This window comes from Planktosalinus sp. (genome assembly GCF_059864935.1).
Genome location: NZ_JCBCCK010000020.1, coordinates 1 through 18,959 on the forward strand (window position 1 = coordinate 1; position 18,959 = coordinate 18,959).

Here is an 18,959-nt window from a genome sequence, read left to right on the forward strand (position 1 = left end):
CCTTACTCTTATTTGTTGTGGATTGTTGGAATGGTACTTTTGCTGATAGCGGTCTTTAAAATTCTTCATTATAAAAGAAAGTCTAAAAAGACCTTTAAGGATTGGTATGAAGACGACCCTCGAAGGACTAAATAAACGGCATACTATTATAATATTCAATTAAAACAAAATTACTCCACATTAAATACCGTTAACATGTTTTTTTCAGATGCATTGGGAATTTCAGCAATAAATGCATAGGTGCCCGGCACTAAATCAGCTTTAAAATAGACTGTATTTCCGGCGGGCATTTCCTGTGTACCTCCCAGAAATTCAACGCCTTCAGGTGCCGGTGTTTTAAAAGCATCAGGGTCAAGCCAGTTCATCCACTTCTCCAAGGCAACAAGGTCTGCATTACCGGCAAGTCTCACTAAATTCACATCGTGACCCACAAAGTTTTCGTGAGGAACCTGATCTTTAAAATTAACTTCAATCACGTGATTTCCGGCAGTAAAATCTTGTTCAAAAACAAATCCGTTTTCTGACGAAATCGTCATTTGTATAGTGCTTTCCGGTTCTTCATAGTTGTTGGATTCATCAGTAACCATTAGGAAAGAGATCATCCCTAAAGCTGAATGAAACTGGCCAGTGGTCATTTTTACATAACACTCAATGACATAATAACCGGGTTCTAAATACAAGGTGGTTTCTGCTTTATTTTTTGGAGAAACCAAGCCCGGGCCACCCATAAAAATAACTTCTGAAAACCATTCCGGCAGTTTGCTAAAAGCAGCATAACCTTCTTCAGTCTTACCTGCATTAATAAAATCCATTCCTTCTGCAAAAACAGGAATCACTTCACGTTTGCTGTCTTCAAGAGTTTTTCCTTCCGGCATTTTTTCAAGGATAAAAAAGTGGGTTTCTTCAGAGTTGTTGATGTATTCAAAAGTGGTCCATCCGGACGGAACTTCATCAGGACCATCAAAATCCATCATTTGAGTGACAATGGTGACTTTGTTGGTAGGTTGAGGCTCTTCTTCAATTGGATTTTTTTCTTTGTCTGATTTACAAGCCGAGAGAATGACAGTTAAGCTAAGTAGTAAAAGGAAATTGAAGTTGAAGAATTTTTTGTCATTTGGTTTCATAGTCTGTATTTTTGGTTAGAGATTAAGCATAATTCAGCTTAGCATTGATGATAGATTGAGGGGAAAAATGAGATTGATAAGGTCAAATATCTGAAAATTAGATGAATAATAAAAATATATATAAGTTTTTGTGGTTTTAAAGCAGTATTCTGTCTTTTTTATTACTCACGTCTGAGTGTTTTTTTAACCTAATAATTTGAGCCGGTTATAACACTGCAATTAAATTCATTTGACACCTATCTACAATAAACTTGATAAGCATCATATAGTTTAAATATTAAAGTATGTAACTTTATCAGCTCACTTAAAAAGCTGATTTTATGGAAACTTCTCTCTTTTTAGCCAAATTCTGGGGCTGGTACCTCATTATTTTCTTTGTGATTTTGAGTTTTAACCCTACACGCATCAAGCAAATGCTTGAATATTTAAAAGACCAGAAATTTGCTGTTTTGGCCTCTTTTCTGGCCATTATTTTTGGATTAATCAATATTTTACTGCACAATGTCTGGGAGGCTGACTGGACCATCATCATTACCTTGTTGGGTTGGGCAGCCTTGTTAAAAGGGCTTATGATGTTTATTATTCCGCAGCAAGCTGTGAAGAGCATAGAGTTTATCAATATTAAACTCGTTCAAGCGGCATACCTGTTTTTGTTTTTGTGTGGCTTGTATCTGCTCAATATGGGATATGGACTCATCCCGGTTGAAGGCTATTAATCCATAGCCATACCACCATCGACCATGTGTTTCGCTCCGGTGATGTATTTGCTGTCGTCTGAAGCCAGGAAGAGTGCCAGTTGGGCCACTTCTTCGTTTTCTGCGTAGCGTCCAAGCGGAATACCTGCTTCAAAGCCTTTTTGCATTTCTTCGGGATTGTTTGGAGCAAAGCCGGCTTCAATAGAGCGCATCATCCGGTTATTGACCGGGCCGGGATTGATGGAATTTACCCGGATGCCCCGTGGTGCATTTTCCATAGCAGCTACCCGAGTTATACCCTGAACCGCATGTTTGCTGGCAACATAAGCACCCAGATTGGGTGCGCCCTGCACACCGGCAACTGATGAGGTAATCATTACACTTCCGCCATCAGTCATTTTTGGAACAACTACGGCACAAGCCAGCCAGACGCCTTTTACGTTTACAGCCATGACTCTTTCATATATTTCATCCGGATAATGCTCAATGGGCAATGTCACCCCTTCTATACCGGCATTGCTAAATAGAATATCAATTTTTCCGAAATGACTCAGGGTTTCAGCAGTGTATTGTTCAACATCTTCCCTATTGGAGACATCAGCGGCAACAAAAGCAACTTCTTTTGATTTTAAAGCAGATACAGCATCTATAAGTTGTTTTTCCGAAAGATCGACAAGCATGACTTTAGCACCTTCTTCCAAAAACACTTTCGCAGTGGCCAAACCGATACCACCCGCACCTCCGGTGATGATGGCCACTTTGTTTGTTAGCTTTTTCATTGACTTCGTGTTATTTAGGTAGTAGCGAAAGATACATAAACGCCCACTTCAGTACAATGACAATTGTCAATCCGGGAAGCAATAAAAGAAAAAAGAGGCTTTTAAGAAAGCCTCTTTAAAATATATTAAAAAAAAGGATTTACTCCTGATTGTGTGTCCAAACTGTGGAAGAACCACTTGTTAGAGTTCCTGTTTTGGTAGTTAATACTGTGTTGTTTCTAACCACTCTTAAAGTAAATTCTGATGATGGGCTTCCGCTAGTGCAGCTGCCAAAATATTCCACCCAGTATTCATAAGTTCCGGTGGGGGCAGTGCCGTTTTCCCAGAAAATATTTTCGTTGGGTCCTTGGGGGCAAGAACCACACAAGCAATCAACATCGAGTGTTCCACCATCAGCAGAAACGTTTGCCCAGTAAATGACAGCACCACTTGGGGTTTTAACATACAAATCAAGATCCACATTGTCTGGATTTGTAAATTGTAAATTAAAACGTGGATTACCGGGTTCTCCTACGAGTTCATCAACCTCGTCGTTTGAATCGTCGTCGCTACTACAAGAAATAGTAAAAAGCCCCATGGTCATTGCAATAAATAATAAATAAATTCTTTTCATAATTTGAATATTTAGTTTGTTAGTTATTGGCCAAAACTATTAAATAAATTCCTATAAAACAAATAGATATATAATATCACAGATGAGGTCCTGTTTATTTTTTAATTCTTGTGAGAACCGATTTAGCTTCAGGCTTTTTACAAGAGTTGAGCCTGAATAATGAAATACCCCTATTTTAAGTAACCAAGCAAATGCTATGAAAGTGTAAAATGATGTGATTTTTTTTGGATGATAACTATAATGAAAATGACTTGTGTCCTTATAAGTTATTTTCAATTTGCTTGTTAATTCCAAACGCGCTAATTTTACTTTCAGGCAAAATACTTATTAAGGCGGGCAGTGCTTATACCGCTTTGATGGTTAAAGTCAAGATAAGTGTGTTTTATTCAGCATTTTCTCTTTAAAGAAATCAGAGATTATTTTATGATACAAATAATAGTGACTTCACGAAGGTTAAAAAACCTTCTCGCTTTTATACTTCTTCTTTCTTGCTTTTTTAATCAGGCATTCTCTCAGCTTTCATACAGCCCTCAGGAAGCGGCTAAGTTGCAGGATGAAATAAAAAGAGAAATCAAAATTTACGAAGAAAACGATGATACAGAAGCCATTATTAAGGCCTATTATAAACTAATAGAACTAATTCCCCATACTGAAAACCGATATGAATTTAATGTAGAAACATTCAGACAGTTGGGTTTTGTCTTTCAAATAAGAGGACTTTATGATGAGTCCATCAAATATTTCAAACAGTTTATAGAATATTTTGAACAACACTACGACAAGCTTAACGAAAAAGCCTTTAATTATTTTGACGAGCAGGTTGCTGTTAATTCAAACATGATAGCTGTAAATCATCTAAAGCTGGGCAATCTGGAGCAAGCTTCCCGCTGGCTGCAAAAAACAATCAGTTATACTGAAGAACGGCAGGGCATAAGTTATGCTTCTGCTTTAAACAATTTCGGGTTGTATCATTACCAGCATAAGTTCAATACAGACTCGGCAATGCATTATTTTCTGAAATCTGAAAAAATAATTATTGAAAACTTCCCGGACTATTCACTCTATGGGAGTGTTATTGACAATATAGCCGATATCCATGCCGAGAGGGGCGAACATAGGCTCGCGGCTCAATTGTATTCCCAAAATTATGAGTTCTACAGCCCCCGGCCGGAACAAACGGCAGAAGATATTGATTTTGTGAGATGGATTGCAGCAGGTGTGCAATGGGCAGAACAATTGATTGAACTTGGCGAAATCGAAAAAGGCCTGCAACTTCTAAATGAAACAGAACAAATTTTTAATCACCCTCTGTTTGATGATAACGAAAAACCCAATTCCCGAATAGAACATTTAAAAGCACAGAAGACTTATTATGAAAAAACAAACAATTTTCGTGAAGCCCTCAGGGCTGCAGAGCGTGCCTCAAATATAAAAGACAGCCGGCAACAGCAGCTAGCTCAAAAACAGTTCACCCGACAAAACCTGCTCAGCAAGATTGTTCTGGAACAAATACAGACCGACTTAATCTATGAACAGGAACAAAAGTCTGAACTCATTAAAAAGCAACGGCTTCAGTTTACAATTGGCATACTTGTATTTGCCTTGTTATTATGCTTAATGGGATTTTTATACAATCATCGCAAACAACGATTAAAGTTGGCTGAAAAAAACCGCCTGTTGGCCGAACAGAAAGCTGAAAATATCGCACTGCACAACAGCCGGCTTGAACTTGAGGTTGAAGCCAAAAAAAGAGACCTTGCAGATGTTGCCATAAACCTCAACCAAAGCCTGGAGTGGGCACGCGATATATATGACCGTTTGCAAGCCATTAAAGAAGCCAAAGGAAGGCAACGAAAAAACAGGATGAACGAACTTGAGACTGAGTTAAAAAACAAATTGGCTATCGACAAACAAACTGAGGCTTTTTATGCCCGTCTTGATGTTCTAAACGAATCGTTTTATAAAAAACTCAGACAAAACTACTCCAGCCTCACCAAATATGATATTCGTTTATGTTCATTAATACGTTTGAAAATTGACAATTATGACATTGCCAAACTGCAAAACATCTCTCAGGCTTCTCTCAATACTGCCCGTTATCGCATCAGAAAGAAGCTTAACCTCAAAAATGAAGAGGATTTAGACCTTTTTATTCAAACTTTATAAACCTTTCTTTTTTATTGATTTTGCTGGGCATCCTTCTTCTCAAAATGAGAATTGTCTATTGTAAATCTATTGGAAAAAGTGTTGTCATTCAACCCCATACACATAATTTAGCGTTGAAATAACAACACTACGTTTGTTATAATTCAAAAACATTAAAATCATTATCCAATATTTTTTCAATAACCAAACAACAACCATTATGAGAACATTTATTTTAACTTTTAGTATTTTATTTCTGAGCTTACCAATTTTGGCTCAAGACCTTGTAGCTTTTAATGATGGAATTCAATCTCAAAATCAAATGAAATCGGCTATAATTTCTGATGAAAATTCAGAACCTATAGATACAAAACGTGTTGCTGCTGCTTCTTCCAAAGTGGAGGCTTTGAGAGCCAAAGTGGCTGAATATGACTTGAAAAACGAAAAAATCTATTCCAGACATGCTTCAACCGATTACAGGGTAGTATTTACTGATGGGACCAACACCATTGAGGCCATTTATGACAGTCGTGGAGATTTATCCAGTACTATAGAATCCTATGAAAACATAAGGTTGCCTGATGAGATCATCAAACAAGTGATTACTGAAAATCAAGGCTGGGCCATAGATAAAGCCTGGTATTTGGTGACTTTGGAATCAAATCGCCAAACCGAAGCCCAATACAAAATTGAAATGACCAAAGACAGTAAAAAAAGAACTGTCTGGGTAAGTGAATGACGCTTTGCTTTAACCATTCACGATTATTAATTAGCATCTTTAATGGAGTCCGGGGGTTCAAATTCCCGGGCTCTGTTTTTTTAGAGTACTTTTTCCTTTTTAAGAAAGTTGTCTAAAATATTGGCTGCTTCAAGACAATGACTTATTTTTTCAAGATCATTACAGTATTTATGGTCTATAGTCCGTTCGCTACAATTCAAAGCAGAAAGATTGATCTTCTCAAATTGACTGTTGAATGATATACAGTTTTCATAAAGGCTCTTGATTGTTGTAAATGGAGCCGGGTCAATACCGTTTTGCAGTAAATATCCTTTTAAAAAGCTTTCAATAGCGTTTTGTGCGTTTTTACAAGCGGAATAAGAAACCACATCTTCTTCAGGTCTGTATAATTCCTCATTGGCTCGTTGTAGCTTTGTCAGGGCATCATCAAATAAAATTTTGGCTTTAGTTTCCATATCTATGTGTTTTATGGTTAATCGTTTATCCAAAAGTGCTTTGAGGCTGGATTGTTCAATTCACAACAATTTTAGCATTCACCTGAAATTTCCGAAGGGAGAGACCAGAGCCAATTGTTGCAAGGTGCTTTTAAATTTTATATCGTAAACAGCTTTTATAAATCTGTTTTTTAATATGAAGTGCCTGGAAAAGCAAGCGCTTACATATTTCGATAAAGTTCCAGACGTTCCCATCTGGAATCAACTTCTTCCTGTGCTTTTTTCAGCAACTTTTCACCCAGTTCAGCATCGTTTTTTACAACCTGTGTAAACCGTCTTTCGTTGTACATAAAATCACTCAACGGTGCAGTGGGTGGTTTTGAGTCCAATTTGAATTTTTGGCCTTTGGGCTTGGAGGGGTCAAACCTAAACAACGGCCAATAGCCGGTATCTACTGCTTTTTCTTGTTGTGTCACCCCGTCTTTCAAGTCATAACCGTGCTCAACACAATGTGAGTAAGCAATGATTAATGAAGGGCCCGGGTATGCAGCAGCTTCTTCAAAAGCTTTAAGGGTTTGTAAATTTTTGGCACCTATGGCAATCTGGGCTACATATATATTTTCATAAGAAACAGCCAGCAAGGCCAGACTTTTTTTACTGGTCTTTTTTCCTGATACAGCAAATTTGGCACTGGCTCCCAGAGGAGTTGCTTTGGACATTTGACCACCGGTATTGGAATACACCTCAGTGTCCAACACCAATATGTTGATGTTTTCCCCACTGGATAAAACGTGATCTACTCCTCCGTAGCCGATATCATAAGCCCAGCCGTCACCACCAACAATCCAGACATCTTTTTTGCGCAGGTATTCTGTCAATTGATTTAGTTTTACGGCTTTGTCATTATTGTCTATAATATCCAGGGTTTTCTTTAGTGAGTCAATTTGAGCAAATTTTTCCATTTTTTGGCTCTCTGTTTCTTCAGGGTTGTTCAGTATGGATTCCACCAGTTCACTACCCACAAGCAGTTCGATAGATTTTAATAAATCCACTGCAATTTCCTGTTTTTTGTTTAGGGCAAGCTTCATACCCAAACCAAACTCAGCATTGTCTTCAAACAGTGAATTGGCCCAGGCGGGCCCTCTCCCAAAAGCATTGGTTTTGTATGGCGTGGTGGGCAGGTTTCCTCCAAAGATTGAAGAACAACCCGTGGCATTTGAAATTAAAATACTATCGCCAAAGAGTTGGGTAAGTAATTTAATATAAGGTGTTTCCCCACAACCGGGACAGGCTCCTGAAAATTCAAATAAAGGCTCTAAAAACTGTGAACCTTTGACGTTTGATATTTGCAAGTCACTGCGATTGTAATTTGGTAATTCAGTAAAAAAGGACCAATTGTCATTTTCAGCCAATTCGACTTCGAGCTTTTTATGCATATTGATGGACTTGTAATTTTCAAATTCCTTACTTTCTGCCGGGCAGACCGCTACACACAATTCGCAACCTGTACAATCTTCAGGAGAAATTTGCAGTACATAAGACTCTTTGTCTGCAGTAAAAGGTCTCCCTATTGCTGCCACAGCTTTTAAGCTTGCCGGGGCTCCTTCAAGAGCTTCATTGGTCACTACTTTAGCCCTGATAGCAGCGTGAGGGCAAATAGCCACACATTTGTTGCATTGAGTACAAATAGAGGCGTCATCCCATACCGGAATAAAGTCGGCAATACCACGCTTTTCATATTGTGTTGTCCCGGTTGGATAGGTTCCGTCAACCGGAAATGCACTTACCGGAAGTTCGTCTCCCATACCGGCCAGGATTTTGCCCAAAACCTCTTTGACAAACGGGTCTTCTGTGCCGGTCATCATCGGTTTTAAAGCGCGTTTGTTTGTAGTGTGTTTTGGATAGGTTACTTTTTGAAGGTGTTTTAATGATGTGTCAACGGCATCAAAATTCATTTTTACAATCTCACTTCCTTTGCTGGAATAAGATTTTACAATAGCGTCTTTGATTTTCTGTATCGCCTCCTCTTTTGGCAGAATACCTGATATGGCAAAGAAACAGGTTTGCAGCACTGTATTGGTCCTTTTGCCTAAATTAGCCTCATAAGCAACTTTAGTGGCGTCGATTACATAAAATTCCAATTCAAAATCCACGATCTTTTGCTGCATTTTTTCAGGCAGTTTTTCCCAGACTTCCTCGTTTGAAAAGGGAGCGTTTAACAAAAACGTACCTCCTTTTTTAATGTGTTTTAACAGGTCATATTTTTCAACAAAATTAAATTGGTGACAGGCTATAAAATCAGCCCGGTTGATTAAATATGTTGAATAGATGGGTTCCGGTCCAAAGCGCAGGTGGGAAACAGTTTGTGCCCCGGCTTTTTTGGAATCATAGACAAAATAACCCTGAACATAGTTATCTGTGGTTTCACCAATGATTTTGATGGAGTTCTTGTTGGCCCCCACTGTACCGTCTGACCCCAGACCGTAAAACATACAATTGATGGTTGTTTTTCCTGATTCAAATTCGGGATCATAGCTCAGGCTTTTATGGGTGACATCATCGAGTATGCCAATAGTAAAATGATTTTTAGGATGCTCCTTTTTCAGTTCGTCAAAAATACCTTTTACCATGGCCGGGGTAAACTCTTTTGAAGACAAACCGTAGCGACCGCCAATAATTAGTGGCATGGCCCTGTCACTTTCAGCAAAGGCGTTTACTATATCCATATAGAGTGGTTCCCCGGAACTTCCGGGCTCTTTTGTTCGGTCTAAAACTGCTATTTTTTGAGCGGTTTTTGGTACGGCATCAATAAAATGAGCTATTGAAAACGGCCTGTACAAACGCACTAACAGCACTCCAACTTTTTCATTGGTATTGATTAGGGCCTCAACGGTTTCTTTAACGGCACCTTCCCCGGAGCCCATGATAATGATAACACGTTCTGCTTCAGGGTCGCCCAGGTAATCAAATAAATTGTATTGGCGACCGGTGTGTTGGTAAAATTCATCCATCACATCCTGAATGATACCGGGAGCGTTTTCATAAAACACATTGGCCGCTTCCCTGGACTGAAAGAAAACATCGGGATTTTGAGAAGTACCCCTGATTACCGGATGATCCGGATCCAATGATCTTTTCTTGTGCTCCATGATTTTGTGTTCAGGCATCATGGCTTTGATGATGTCGTCAGGAATACTGTCTATTTTTGAGATTTCATGTGAGGTTCTGAACCCGTCAAAAATATTCAAAAAAGGAATTCGTGTATGTAAGGTAGCAACCTGCGAGATAAGTGCAAAATCCTGCGCTTCTTGTACTGAGGAGGCAAACAGCATGGCAAAACCGGTTTGACGGGTAGCCATCACATCAGAGTGGTCTCCAAAAATAGACAAGGCGTGTGTCGCAACCGTTCTTGCGGCGACATGAATTACAGTGGGTAAGAGTTCGCCGGCAATTTTATACATATTGGGAATCATCAACAACAAGCCCTGTGAGGCCGTAAAAGTAGTTGTCAACGCTCCGGCCTGTAAGGAGCCGTGTACAGCACCTGCAGCACCTCCTTCACTTTGCATTTCAACAATTTTAGGAACGTTGCCCCAAATATTTTCTTTGGCTTTTGAACTGTAGATGTCCACATGTTCACCCATAGGAGAGGCCGGTGTAATGGGATAAATGGCACAAACCTCATTTGTTTTATGTGCGATTCTTGCAACAGCTTCATTGGCGTCACAGATAAGTTTAGTGAATTTTTTTTTCATGAGAAAGTGGTATTAACAAACATCTTATTGCATTTTAAAGAGACCTTTATAAAAAACCTCTTACCCTTCAACAACTTTTGAGTTGAGGGTAGGAACGTATAGCTGGCCACTCAAGAAACCGGATGTTTTTTTGTAAAAAAAACAAAAATATTTTCTAAATCAGACTCACTTTTAAGCGTGCATCCATTCTTTTTTATCCAATAACTGTGTTTCAGTTTCTTCGTGATCTTCATCAGGAACACAACAATCTACAGGACAAACTTTAGCACACTGTGGCTCGTCGTGAAATCCTTTACACTCAGTACATTTATCAGACACAATAAAATAGAATTCATCTGAGATGGGTTCAAACCTTTCTTCAGCATCAACTTCATTGCCTCCGGGCGTAGTTATTGTTCCATTTAAGGTTGTGCCATCAGAATAAGACCATTGCTCATCCGGTTCATAAATTGCGTTGTTTGGACACTCTGAGATACAGGCGTCACAGTTTATACACTCATCGGTTATTATTATAGCCATAATAAAACTTTTTTAAATTAAACATCTGTAAAATTACCGGAGTTTCAATTTTTATAATATGATGAATGTCATATTACATTCAAAAATGTGAAATTATCTTTGACATCTACTTAATATATAACAATTCCAAATTATGAGTGCAATTACAGAAACAGCTAAAGAGGAACTTCAACCCGAAGTCCTGGAGGCGGTAGTTGTTCGGTTTGTAGGTGATTCTGGTGATGGAATGCAACTGACCGGAACACAATTTACAGACACTTCTGCAATGATAGGCAATGATGTTGCCACTTTCCCTAATTATCCATCTGAAATCAGGGCCCCACAGGGAAGTTTGTATGGGGTCTCAGGTTTTCAAGTCCATATAGGAAGTGTTGAGGTAAGCACCCCGGGTGACAACCTCGATTTGCTGGTCGCTATGAATCCGGCAGGCTTAAAAACAAACTTATATGCCGTTAAACCGGGACATACTATAATCGTTGACTCAGATTCATTCACCAAAAAAAACCTGGAGAAAGCAGAATACAAAACAAATCCGCTGGAAGATGGCAGCCTTGAAAATTACAGGGTCATTGAAGTGCCCATGACCACGCTTACCAAAGAAGCCATCAAAGACGTGGAAGGTCTTGACACCAAGTCTATTACACGAAGTAAAAACATGTTCTCTTTGGGTATGATTTACTGGATGTACAACCGCTCAAGAGAGTATACCATAGATTTTTTCAACAAAAAATTTAAATCAAAACCCCATTTGATTGAAGCCAATACCAAAGTGTTGAATGCCGGCTATTTCTATGCGGAAACTTTGGAGTTGATACCCAACTCATATACAATCTCTCCGGCAAACCTGAATCCGGGAACTTACAGAATCATTATGGGCAATACTGCTACGGCCTGGGGGCTTCTGGCCGCTGCAGAACGTTCCGGACTGGAATTGTTTTTAGGCTCCTATCCCATTACACCTGCTACAGACATTTTACATGAATTGGTAAAACACAAACATTTTGGAGTCAAGGCTTTTCAGGCAGAAGATGAAATTGCCGGAATTACATCGGCCATTGGTGCTGCATTTGCCGGTGACCTGGCCATTACAACCACCTCTGGTCCAGGACTTGCTTTAAAAGGAGAAGCCATTGGCCTTGCAATGATGATTGAATTGCCTTTGGTCATTGTCAATGTACAGCGTGGAGGACCTTCAACCGGACTGCCAACAAAAACAGAACAATCAGACCTTTTGCAGGCGATGTATGGCAGAAACGGAGAGAGTCCTGTCATAGTTATTGCCGCAAGTACTCCAGGAAACTGTTTTAATTTTGCCTATGAAGCCGCAAGGCTGGCACTGGAGCATATGACTCCGGTGATACTTTTGACAGACGGCTATATAGCAAATGGTTCAGCACCCTGGAAGATCAAACGGGTAGATGAAATGCCGGAAATTAAAAATCATCTGATTAAAAAATACAAAGAAAACTGGCATCCTTACAATCGTGATGAAAAAACACTGGCCCGCAGCTGGGCTGTACCCGGAGTTGCAGGTTTGGAGCATCGGGTGGGAGGTCTTGAAAAAGACAGTATCACCGGTAACGTTTCTTATGTGCCGGAAAATCACGAGAAAATGACGCTTATAAGAGCTGAAAAAATAAAACGCGTCCAAAAGAACATTCCAAAACTCACAACTGAATTTGCAGATGAAGGAGAGTTGCTGGTCATTGGCTGGGGAGGCACTTATGGGGCAATACATTCTGCGGTAAAGGAACTGAATGCTGAAGGAATTAAAAATGTTGGGTTTGCACACTTTAACTACATCAACCCCATGCCTGAAAACACAGAAGAAATCTTATCTAAATTCAAAAAAATACTCGTTTGTGAATTAAACAACGGCCAACTTGTTACCATACTGCGCAGCAACTTCAGCAAAATTGAATTTTCACAATACAACAAGATTCAGGGCTTGCCATTTGCCAATGAAGAGCTTATTCATCAATTCAAACAATTTATTTAATTATGGAAACGATAGCAGCAAATAAATATACTTTCAAGGATTATGCAAGTGATCAGGAAGTAAGATGGTGCCCCGGCTGTGATGATTATGTTGTCTTGCGGGCCATGCAAAAAGCACTTCCTGAAATGGGAGTGGCAAAAGAAGATGTTGTTTTTATTTCCGGCATAGGGTGTTCTTCACGCTTTCCTTATTATATGAATACCTATGGTATGCACAGCATACACGGAAGAGCTCCGGGAATTGCTTCGGGAGTGAAGCTGGCCAACCCCAAACTGAGTGTCTGGATAATTACCGGCGACGGTGATTCTATGGCAATTGGAGGGAATCACTTTATACATGCTTTACGCAGAAACATCGACCTGAACATTATCATGTTCAATAACGAAATTTACGGTTTGACAAAAGGACAGTTTTCACCCACATCACTCCTTGGACAGAAAACCAAATCGTCTCCTCATGGAAATACACAACCCCCATTCTCCCCCGGCGAACTCTCACTGGGAGCCAATGCCCGGTTTTTTGCCAGAATTGGAGGAAACAACCCAAAAGCCATGCAGGATATCTTCGTTACCGCACAAAAATTTAAAGGGACCTCGTTAGTTGAAGTCCTTCAAAACTGTGTGATTTTTAACGATGGTTGCTTTGCCAATGTAACCGACAAAGATGTTAAAGACGATAAACAAATCTATCTGGAACATGGCAAACCTATGATTTTTGGTAAAAACAGGGACAAAGGACTTGTACTTAATGGTCTGGAACTGGAAGTTGTAACCATAGGTGAAAATGGCGTGACTCAAGAAGACCTCTTGGTACACAATGCAAAAGAAAAAGACAAAACCCTTCACCAAATGCTTGTGAGGTTAACATACCCGCTGGCAACAGGAATCATCAGAAGTTATGAAGATATCACTTTTGAAGACAGGGAGGATATATTAACAGCTCAGGTAAAAGCAAATTCCAGCTTTAAAAGAACAGACGATTTGTTCTTTTCCGGAGAAACCTATCAGGTGAATTAAAGATTCAGCTTTCAGATAGTGCTTTGAGGAGCAAGACAATAAAAAGACAATACATTCAGGGTTGTATCCAACAGGGGTAATCACTGTTGAGGAAGCCCTTACGACAACAATTAAAAAAGTTTAAAATGGGTTCAGAAGCAATTATCGTATTCTTGATAGCAGGTATCGCTCTTGTGGCCGGCGCCAATTTTATATCAAATTTAATATCACATAAATCTGATAATCCCCAAAAACGAGAGCCATATGAAAGCGGTATGATTACCGTGGGACCCACCTGGGTTCAATTTAAAGTGGGTTATTATCGCTATGCCATTCTCTTTTTGATTTTTGATGTTGAAATCGCATTTCTTTTTGCCTGGGCAGTCGTGTTTCAGGACATTGGGTTTGTTGCGCTCATAGAAATCATCATCTTCCTGCTCATATTGGGAATAGGTCTGGCGTATGCCTGGAAAAAAGAAGCATTAAAATGGGATTAGACAAAACAAACATAGCAGCAGGTGATAATACAAGTATTCCTGAAGATTTTCCGGGAAAAGTAATTCCTGCAGGAAACGGGGCCAATGTCATTATTACGTCCTTAGACCAAATCATTAACTGGGGAAGGGCCAATTCATTGTGGTCACTTTATTTTGGCACCAGTTGTTGTGCCATTGAAATGATGCAGACAGGAGCTGCACGCCATGATTATTCCAGATTTGGATTTGAAGTGGCAAGGCCTTCACCCAGACAAGCAGACCTTATCATCATAGCCGGCACCATTGTAAACAAAATGGCACCCGTTTTAAGACGACTATATGATCAGATGGCCGAACCCAAATATGTAATAGCCATGGGGGCCTGTGCAATATCAGGAGGACCCTTTTTCTACAATTCATATTCGGTGGTTAAAGGGGCAGACCACGTTATTCCGGTGGATGTATATGTGCCGGGATGCCCGCCCAGACCTGAAGCATTGTTGGAAGGCATGCTGCTGCTACAGAAAAAAATCAAAACTGAAAGCCTCAAAGACAAAAAGAATCCGATAGACGGGTTTGATGAGGGAGTTTATAAATAAAGGCTTATGACCAATGAAGCGTTACAAAATAAAATAAGCGGCTGGTTTTCTGAAGAGACCACGGCTCTGCCTGAGTTTACCGAAACAGAATCACAGTTCCTCAATATTATGATTCCACCGGCCCGCCTTCGCCAATTAATGTCCGGGCTGAGGCATGACAGAGACACTTCTTTTGATTATTTATTTTGCCTGACCGGCGTAGACTGGGGCAAAGAGCTGGGAGTGGTTTATCATCTGGAATCAACCAAATACAGACATATCATTGTGGTGAAAGTAAAAACGGAAGACCGGGAAAACCCTGTCTTTGATACCGTTTCAGATATTTGGAGAACAGCTGAATTTCACGAGCGGGAGGTCTTTGATTTTTTTGGAATCAAATTCAACTATCACCCCAATATGAAACGACTTTTTTTGACGGAAGACTGGAAGGGTTTTCCATTGAGAAAAGACTATGAAGATGAAGTCAACATGATTGTAAAATAAAAAAACATGGAAACACCTGTGCTTGACAAACCCTTAAAATCTGAAGAATATTTCATCAATATGGGTCCGCAGCATCCTGCTACACATGGTGTGTTGAGATTGTTGCTCACCATTGACGGCGAAATCATAAAGAAAGTGGAACCCGACCTGGGCTACATTCACCGGTCTATCGAAAAAATGACTGAACGCGACAGCTACCAGCAGATAGTACACCTTACAGACCGTATGGACTACCTCTCTGCCAACATTAACAATGAAGCTGTTTGTCTTGCTGTAGAAAATGCCCTGGAACTCGAAGTTACTGAACGCGTTAAAGTAATCCGAACCATTATTGGCGAATTGACACGCATTGCCTCACATAATTTGTGGTGGGGCGTTATGGGACTGGATGTGGGGGCACTCACCACTTATTTTTATGGATTCAGGGACCGCGAACTCATCAACGATATATTTGAAGAAACCTGCGGCGCCCGACTGACGATGAATTATAACATTCCAGGTGGTCTTATGTTTGATATCCATCCCAATTTTGTCAAGCGGGTTAAAGAATTTATCGCCCATTTCAAAACCAAACTTCCTGAATATGACACCCTGCTCACCAACAATGTGATTTTTCAAAAAAGAACACAAGGGGTGGGGATCCTTTCAAAAGAAGACGCCATTTCCTTTGGGGCATCAGGACCGGTAGCAAGGGCTTCAGGTTATTCCTGTGATGTGAGGAAATACCATCCTTACAGTGCCCTGGGTCGGGTGACCTTTGAGGAAGCCCTTGAGAACACGGGAGATGCCCTTGCAAGATACAGGGTGAGAATCAAGGAAATGTGGGAGTCTATGGCAATCATTGAGCAACTCATCGATGACATCCCCGAGGGAGATTATAAAACAGAAACCAATGCCGTCATCAAATTGCCCAAAGGGGAATTTTATCAAAAAGTAGAAACGGCCAGAGGTGAGCTGGGGGTGTATATCATTAGTACAGGAACAAAAAATCCATACCGCCTCAAATTTCGCTCTCCGGGGCTTTCAAATTTATCATTGTTAAACCATATATCAGTAGGAGGAAAAATTGGTGACCTTGTGGCCACAATGGCAACACTGGACCTTGTAATACCAGATATTGACCGATAAAAACTTAGCCAATGAATCTATTATTTAATAGCATTAATCTTCATTTTCACTGGTCAGCAAGCCCTGCTGTCCCGGTAGTCACCGGAGTATTGGAAATGGTATTAACCGCTCTGATCTACTTAACCGTATTTGCTGTGGCAGGCCTGTTCCTCGTGTTGATGGAGCGCAAAGTTGCAGCGCGTTTTCAATTGCGTGTGGGACCTAACCGGGTGGGATATAAAGGAATGTTTCAAACCCTGGCCGATGCACTCAAACTCGTGTCAAAAGAATTGACAGGCACTAAAAAAGCAGATCAATTTCTATACAACCTGGCCCCATATTTTATGATTATCACCGCTCTGATGGCATTGGCGGTGCTGCCTTTCTCAGCACACTTTCAGGCTTTTGACATCAATATAGGGGTCTTTTTTCTACTGGCCATTTCAGCTGTTGGGGTGATAGGTATTTTACTTGCCGGGTGGGGAAGTAACAACAAATTTGCCCTGATTGGCGCTATGCGCAGCGGGGTTCAAACCATTAGTTATGAACTTTCTGTGGGCTTATCGCTGTTAACAATGGTGATTATTGCGGGTTCGCTGCAGCTTTCAGAAATTGTAGAGGTTCAAAAAAACGGCTGGCTGATTGTGCAAGGGCACATCCCGGCCATTATTGCCTTTATGATATTTATGATTTCGGGCACGGCAGAGACCAACAGGGCCCCTTTTGACCTGGTAGAAGCCGAATCTGAACTTGGAGCCGGGTTTCATACCGAATATTCCGGGATGAAGTTTGCCTATTTCTTTTTAGCTGAATTCGTCAATATGTTTATCATCGCGGCCATAGCCACCACGGTGTTTTTTGGCGCCTGGCTCTCTCCTTTTGGAATTACCGAATCACTCCCCTGGCTGGGCATCTTCTGGTTTTTATTAAAAGCCCTCGGCATCGTTTTTTTAATGATGTGGTTTCGATGGACATTCCCCAGATTGAGAATCGACCAATTGCTCACACTGGAGTGGAAATATTTACTGCCCATAAATCTGGTAAATATCGTGCTAATGGCAATCATTGTCTGGCTCAACTTAACAATTCAATGCTAGTGATTATGAGTTATTTTTCTGATATATACAAAGCCATAAAAACACTGCTCACCGGAATGAGCGTTACCGGAAGGTATTTTCTTAATTCCGGCAAGGGAGCCATTACACAACAGTATCCTGAGAATAGAGATACCCTGAAGATGTTTGAGCGTTTTCGTGGCGAAGTGGTCATGCCACACACTGATGAAAATGAGCACCGCTGCACCGGCTGTCAAAAATGTGAGCTGGCCTGCCCCAACGGCAGTATTGAAATCATCTGGGATCGACAGGTGGACCCCGAAACCGGGAAAAAGAAAAAATTGATTGACAAACACATTTACCATTTTGGAATGTGTACTATGTGCGGTTTGTGCATAGAAGCCTGCCCCACAGATGCTATAAAGTGGGCACAAAATTATGAAAATGCTGTCTATGACAGAACAAAACTAACAAGGGTTTTAAACAAACCGGGCTCTAAACTCATGCCCGGCGTTGAAGAAGATTAAAGATATGGAACACATTGTTTTTTACATTTTAGCACTGTTGATGATTGTGTTTTCAATCGCAGCTGTGAGTAGCCGAAAGATGTTGAGGTCTGTGGTTTATCTACTGTTTGTTATTATTGGAGTCGCCGGAATTTACTTCCTGATTGACTACAATTTTTTAGCCGCAGTACAGCTGGCTGTTTATGCCGGTGGAATCATCATACTCATCATCTTTTCTGTATTACTGGTTCACCACATCGATTTAAAGATGGAGCTGCCCAATATAACTAGGCAAGTTGTTGTAGCACTGATGTGTGCCTCAGGGCTTGCAGTTTATTTGGCGGCAGTGTATTCTTTTGAATTTCAGGCAACTGACCAGGCGTTGACTACGACGACTTCTGAAATTGGACATGGGTTTTTAAGTATGGAACCCGGTGGGTTTATACTGCCTTTTGAATTGATAAGTGTCCTGCTTTTAGCTGCTATTATTGGGGCTGTAGTCATCTCTAAAGGAGAAAAACCGAAAAGTGAAACACAGGAACATCATACACTATAAAAAATATTCACTATGATCGCAGGAATTAGCATTTATGAAATACTTACCCTCACCGGCATTTTATTTTTTATAGGTGTTTTTGGGTTTATTACCAGAAAAAACCTGATCTCGACGCTTATTTCTATGGAATTGATTCTCAATGCCGCTGCCATCAATTTTGTGGTAGTCAATAAATACCTCTATCCGGATGTGTTGCAAGGGGTGTTCTTTTCCATTTTTATTGTTGCCATAGCTGCCGCAGAAGCAGCTCTGGCCATTGCTATTATCATCAACCTCTACAGACAGATTAGTTCTGTGGAAGTGAAAGACACTGAAATCATGAAGTTTTAACCCATAGAACCTATGAACCTGAGCTATATATTTTTAATCCCACTCATTCC

The 18,959-nt window shown here is 40.3% G+C and carries 19 protein-coding genes; 13 read left to right on the forward strand and 6 right to left on the reverse strand.

What is annotated here, in order from left to right; all coding sequences use genetic code 11:
• Nucleotides 1-170: 170 nt before the first annotated feature.
• Entirely contained in the window at nucleotides 171-1,124 is a 954-nt protein-coding gene (locus AC6F75_RS00815; protein ID WP_500713028.1) for a hypothetical protein, read from the reverse strand.
• A gap of 320 nt (nucleotides 1,125-1,444) precedes the next feature.
• Here AC6F75_RS00815 and AC6F75_RS00820 point away from each other — a divergent pair, with 320 nt between their 5' ends.
• The gene (locus tag AC6F75_RS00820; RefSeq protein WP_500713029.1) at nucleotides 1,445-1,840 is read left to right on the forward strand and encodes a hypothetical protein; all 396 of its coding nucleotides are present in this window, start codon (nucleotides 1,445-1,447) and stop codon (nucleotides 1,838-1,840) included.
• Here AC6F75_RS00820 and AC6F75_RS00825 read toward each other — a convergent pair.
• Together AC6F75_RS00825 and AC6F75_RS00830 are read right to left on the reverse strand one after the other, a co-directional pair.
• Nucleotides 1,837-2,598, reverse strand: coding sequence for a glucose 1-dehydrogenase (locus tag AC6F75_RS00825; RefSeq protein WP_500713030.1), 762 nt, complete (start codon nucleotides 2,596-2,598; stop codon nucleotides 1,837-1,839). The genes AC6F75_RS00820 and AC6F75_RS00825 overlap by 4 nt on opposite strands.
• A gap of 139 nt (nucleotides 2,599-2,737) precedes the next feature.
• On the reverse strand, nucleotides 2,738-3,211 hold the full coding sequence (locus AC6F75_RS00830) for a DUF2135 domain-containing protein (RefSeq protein ID WP_500713031.1): 474 nt from the start codon (nucleotides 3,209-3,211) through the stop codon (nucleotides 2,738-2,740).
• 423 nt (nucleotides 3,212-3,634) lie between these two features.
• On the opposite strand from AC6F75_RS00830, the gene AC6F75_RS00835 reads away from it, so the two are divergent.
• Together AC6F75_RS00835 and AC6F75_RS00840 are read left to right on the forward strand one after the other, a co-directional pair.
• A complete protein-coding gene (locus AC6F75_RS00835; protein ID WP_500713032.1) occupies nucleotides 3,635-5,377 on the forward strand; it encodes a hypothetical protein in 1,743 nt (580 codons plus the stop codon).
• A 199-nt stretch (nucleotides 5,378-5,576) separates the two neighbouring features.
• The gene (locus AC6F75_RS00840) at nucleotides 5,577-6,095 is read left to right on the forward strand and encodes a hypothetical protein (protein ID WP_500713033.1); all 519 of its coding nucleotides are present in this window, start codon (nucleotides 5,577-5,579) and stop codon (nucleotides 6,093-6,095) included.
• A gap of 80 nt (nucleotides 6,096-6,175) precedes the next feature.
• Here AC6F75_RS00840 and AC6F75_RS00845 read toward each other — a convergent pair whose 3' ends face one another.
• The 3 genes from AC6F75_RS00845 to AC6F75_RS00855 all read right to left on the reverse strand — a co-directional run bounded on the left by AC6F75_RS00845 (nucleotide 6,176) and on the right by AC6F75_RS00855 (nucleotide 10,803).
• A complete protein-coding gene (locus tag AC6F75_RS00845) occupies nucleotides 6,176-6,550 on the reverse strand; it encodes a HEPN domain-containing protein (protein ID WP_500713034.1) in 375 nt (124 codons plus the stop codon).
• 200 nt (nucleotides 6,551-6,750) lie between these two features.
• Nucleotides 6,751-10,284, reverse strand: a complete 3,534-nt coding sequence (gene nifJ, locus AC6F75_RS00850) for a pyruvate:ferredoxin (flavodoxin) oxidoreductase (protein WP_500713035.1) — start codon at nucleotides 10,282-10,284, stop codon at nucleotides 6,751-6,753.
• A gap of 171 nt (nucleotides 10,285-10,455) precedes the next feature.
• Nucleotides 10,456-10,803, reverse strand: a complete 348-nt coding sequence (locus tag AC6F75_RS00855) for a 4Fe-4S dicluster domain-containing protein (protein WP_500713036.1) — start codon at nucleotides 10,801-10,803, stop codon at nucleotides 10,456-10,458.
• Between the two features lie 133 nt (nucleotides 10,804-10,936).
• On the opposite strand from AC6F75_RS00855, the gene AC6F75_RS00860 reads away from it, so the two are divergent.
• From AC6F75_RS00860 to nuoK, 10 genes are all read left to right on the forward strand, one after another.
• Nucleotides 10,937-12,802, forward strand: a complete 1,866-nt coding sequence (locus AC6F75_RS00860; RefSeq protein WP_500713037.1) for a 2-oxoacid:acceptor oxidoreductase subunit alpha — start codon at nucleotides 10,937-10,939, stop codon at nucleotides 12,800-12,802.
• 2 nt (nucleotides 12,803-12,804) lie between these two features.
• Complete coding sequence (locus tag AC6F75_RS00865) at nucleotides 12,805-13,818, forward strand: thiamine pyrophosphate-dependent enzyme (RefSeq protein WP_500713038.1); 1,014 nt, start codon at nucleotides 12,805-12,807, stop codon at nucleotides 13,816-13,818.
• Between the two features lie 125 nt (nucleotides 13,819-13,943).
• A complete protein-coding gene (locus AC6F75_RS00870) occupies nucleotides 13,944-14,294 on the forward strand; it encodes an NADH-quinone oxidoreductase subunit A (protein WP_500713039.1) in 351 nt (116 codons plus the stop codon).
• Nucleotides 14,285-14,872, forward strand: coding sequence for an NADH-quinone oxidoreductase subunit NuoB (locus AC6F75_RS00875; RefSeq protein WP_500713040.1), 588 nt, complete (start codon nucleotides 14,285-14,287; stop codon nucleotides 14,870-14,872). Before AC6F75_RS00870 ends, AC6F75_RS00875 begins: the two co-directional genes overlap by 10 nt.
• A 6-nt stretch (nucleotides 14,873-14,878) precedes the next feature.
• Nucleotides 14,879-15,355: an NADH-quinone oxidoreductase subunit C gene (locus AC6F75_RS00880; protein WP_500713041.1), complete on the forward strand. Its 477-nt coding sequence runs from the start codon at nucleotides 14,879-14,881 to the stop codon at nucleotides 15,353-15,355.
• Nucleotides 15,356-15,361: 6 nt separating this feature from the next.
• Nucleotides 15,362-16,483, forward strand: a complete 1,122-nt coding sequence (locus AC6F75_RS00885; protein WP_500713042.1) for an NADH-quinone oxidoreductase subunit D-related protein — start codon at nucleotides 15,362-15,364, stop codon at nucleotides 16,481-16,483.
• A gap of 11 nt (nucleotides 16,484-16,494) precedes the next feature.
• The gene (gene nuoH, locus AC6F75_RS00890; RefSeq protein WP_500713043.1) at nucleotides 16,495-17,559 is read left to right on the forward strand and encodes an NADH-quinone oxidoreductase subunit NuoH; all 1,065 of its coding nucleotides are present in this window, start codon (nucleotides 16,495-16,497) and stop codon (nucleotides 17,557-17,559) included.
• A gap of 5 nt (nucleotides 17,560-17,564) precedes the next feature.
• Nucleotides 17,565-18,044, forward strand: a complete 480-nt coding sequence (locus AC6F75_RS00895; RefSeq protein ID WP_500713044.1) for a 4Fe-4S binding protein — start codon at nucleotides 17,565-17,567, stop codon at nucleotides 18,042-18,044.
• A 4-nt stretch (nucleotides 18,045-18,048) separates the two neighbouring features.
• A complete protein-coding gene (locus tag AC6F75_RS00900) occupies nucleotides 18,049-18,579 on the forward strand; it encodes an NADH-quinone oxidoreductase subunit J (protein ID WP_500713045.1) in 531 nt (176 codons plus the stop codon).
• Nucleotides 18,580-18,591: 12 nt separating this feature from the next.
• Nucleotides 18,592-18,909, forward strand: a complete 318-nt coding sequence (gene nuoK / locus AC6F75_RS00905; protein WP_500713046.1) for an NADH-quinone oxidoreductase subunit NuoK — start codon at nucleotides 18,592-18,594, stop codon at nucleotides 18,907-18,909.
• Nucleotides 18,910-18,959 lie beyond the last annotated feature (50 nt).

Coding starts and splice junctions, on each gene's coding strand:
- AC6F75_RS00815 (WP_500713028.1), bottom strand. CDS start 1,124: ATGAAACCAAATGACAAAAAATTCTTCAACTTCAATTTCCTTTTACTA.
- AC6F75_RS00820 (WP_500713029.1), top strand. CDS start 1,445: ATGGAAACTTCTCTCTTTTTAGCCAAATTCTGGGGCTGGTACCTCATT.
- AC6F75_RS00825 (WP_500713030.1), bottom strand. CDS start 2,598: ATGAAAAAGCTAACAAACAAAGTGGCCATCATCACCGGAGGTGCGGGT.
- AC6F75_RS00830 (WP_500713031.1), bottom strand. CDS start 3,211: ATGAAAAGAATTTATTTATTATTTATTGCAATGACCATGGGGCTTTTT.
- AC6F75_RS00835 (WP_500713032.1), top strand. CDS start 3,635: ATGATACAAATAATAGTGACTTCACGAAGGTTAAAAAACCTTCTCGCT.
- AC6F75_RS00840 (WP_500713033.1), top strand. CDS start 5,577: ATGAGAACATTTATTTTAACTTTTAGTATTTTATTTCTGAGCTTACCA.
- AC6F75_RS00845 (WP_500713034.1), bottom strand. CDS start 6,550: ATGGAAACTAAAGCCAAAATTTTATTTGATGATGCCCTGACAAAGCTA.
- nifJ (WP_500713035.1), bottom strand. CDS start 10,284: ATGAAAAAAAAATTCACTAAACTTATCTGTGACGCCAATGAAGCTGTT.
- AC6F75_RS00855 (WP_500713036.1), bottom strand. CDS start 10,803: ATGGCTATAATAATAACCGATGAGTGTATAAACTGTGACGCCTGTATC.
- AC6F75_RS00860 (WP_500713037.1), top strand. CDS start 10,937: ATGAGTGCAATTACAGAAACAGCTAAAGAGGAACTTCAACCCGAAGTC.
- AC6F75_RS00865 (WP_500713038.1), top strand. CDS start 12,805: ATGGAAACGATAGCAGCAAATAAATATACTTTCAAGGATTATGCAAGT.
- AC6F75_RS00870 (WP_500713039.1), top strand. CDS start 13,944: ATGGGTTCAGAAGCAATTATCGTATTCTTGATAGCAGGTATCGCTCTT.
- AC6F75_RS00875 (WP_500713040.1), top strand. CDS start 14,285: ATGGGATTAGACAAAACAAACATAGCAGCAGGTGATAATACAAGTATT.
- AC6F75_RS00880 (WP_500713041.1), top strand. CDS start 14,879: ATGACCAATGAAGCGTTACAAAATAAAATAAGCGGCTGGTTTTCTGAA.
- AC6F75_RS00885 (WP_500713042.1), top strand. CDS start 15,362: ATGGAAACACCTGTGCTTGACAAACCCTTAAAATCTGAAGAATATTTC.
- nuoH (WP_500713043.1), top strand. CDS start 16,495: ATGAATCTATTATTTAATAGCATTAATCTTCATTTTCACTGGTCAGCA.
- AC6F75_RS00895 (WP_500713044.1), top strand. CDS start 17,565: ATGAGTTATTTTTCTGATATATACAAAGCCATAAAAACACTGCTCACC.
- AC6F75_RS00900 (WP_500713045.1), top strand. CDS start 18,049: ATGGAACACATTGTTTTTTACATTTTAGCACTGTTGATGATTGTGTTT.
- nuoK (WP_500713046.1), top strand. CDS start 18,592: ATGATCGCAGGAATTAGCATTTATGAAATACTTACCCTCACCGGCATT.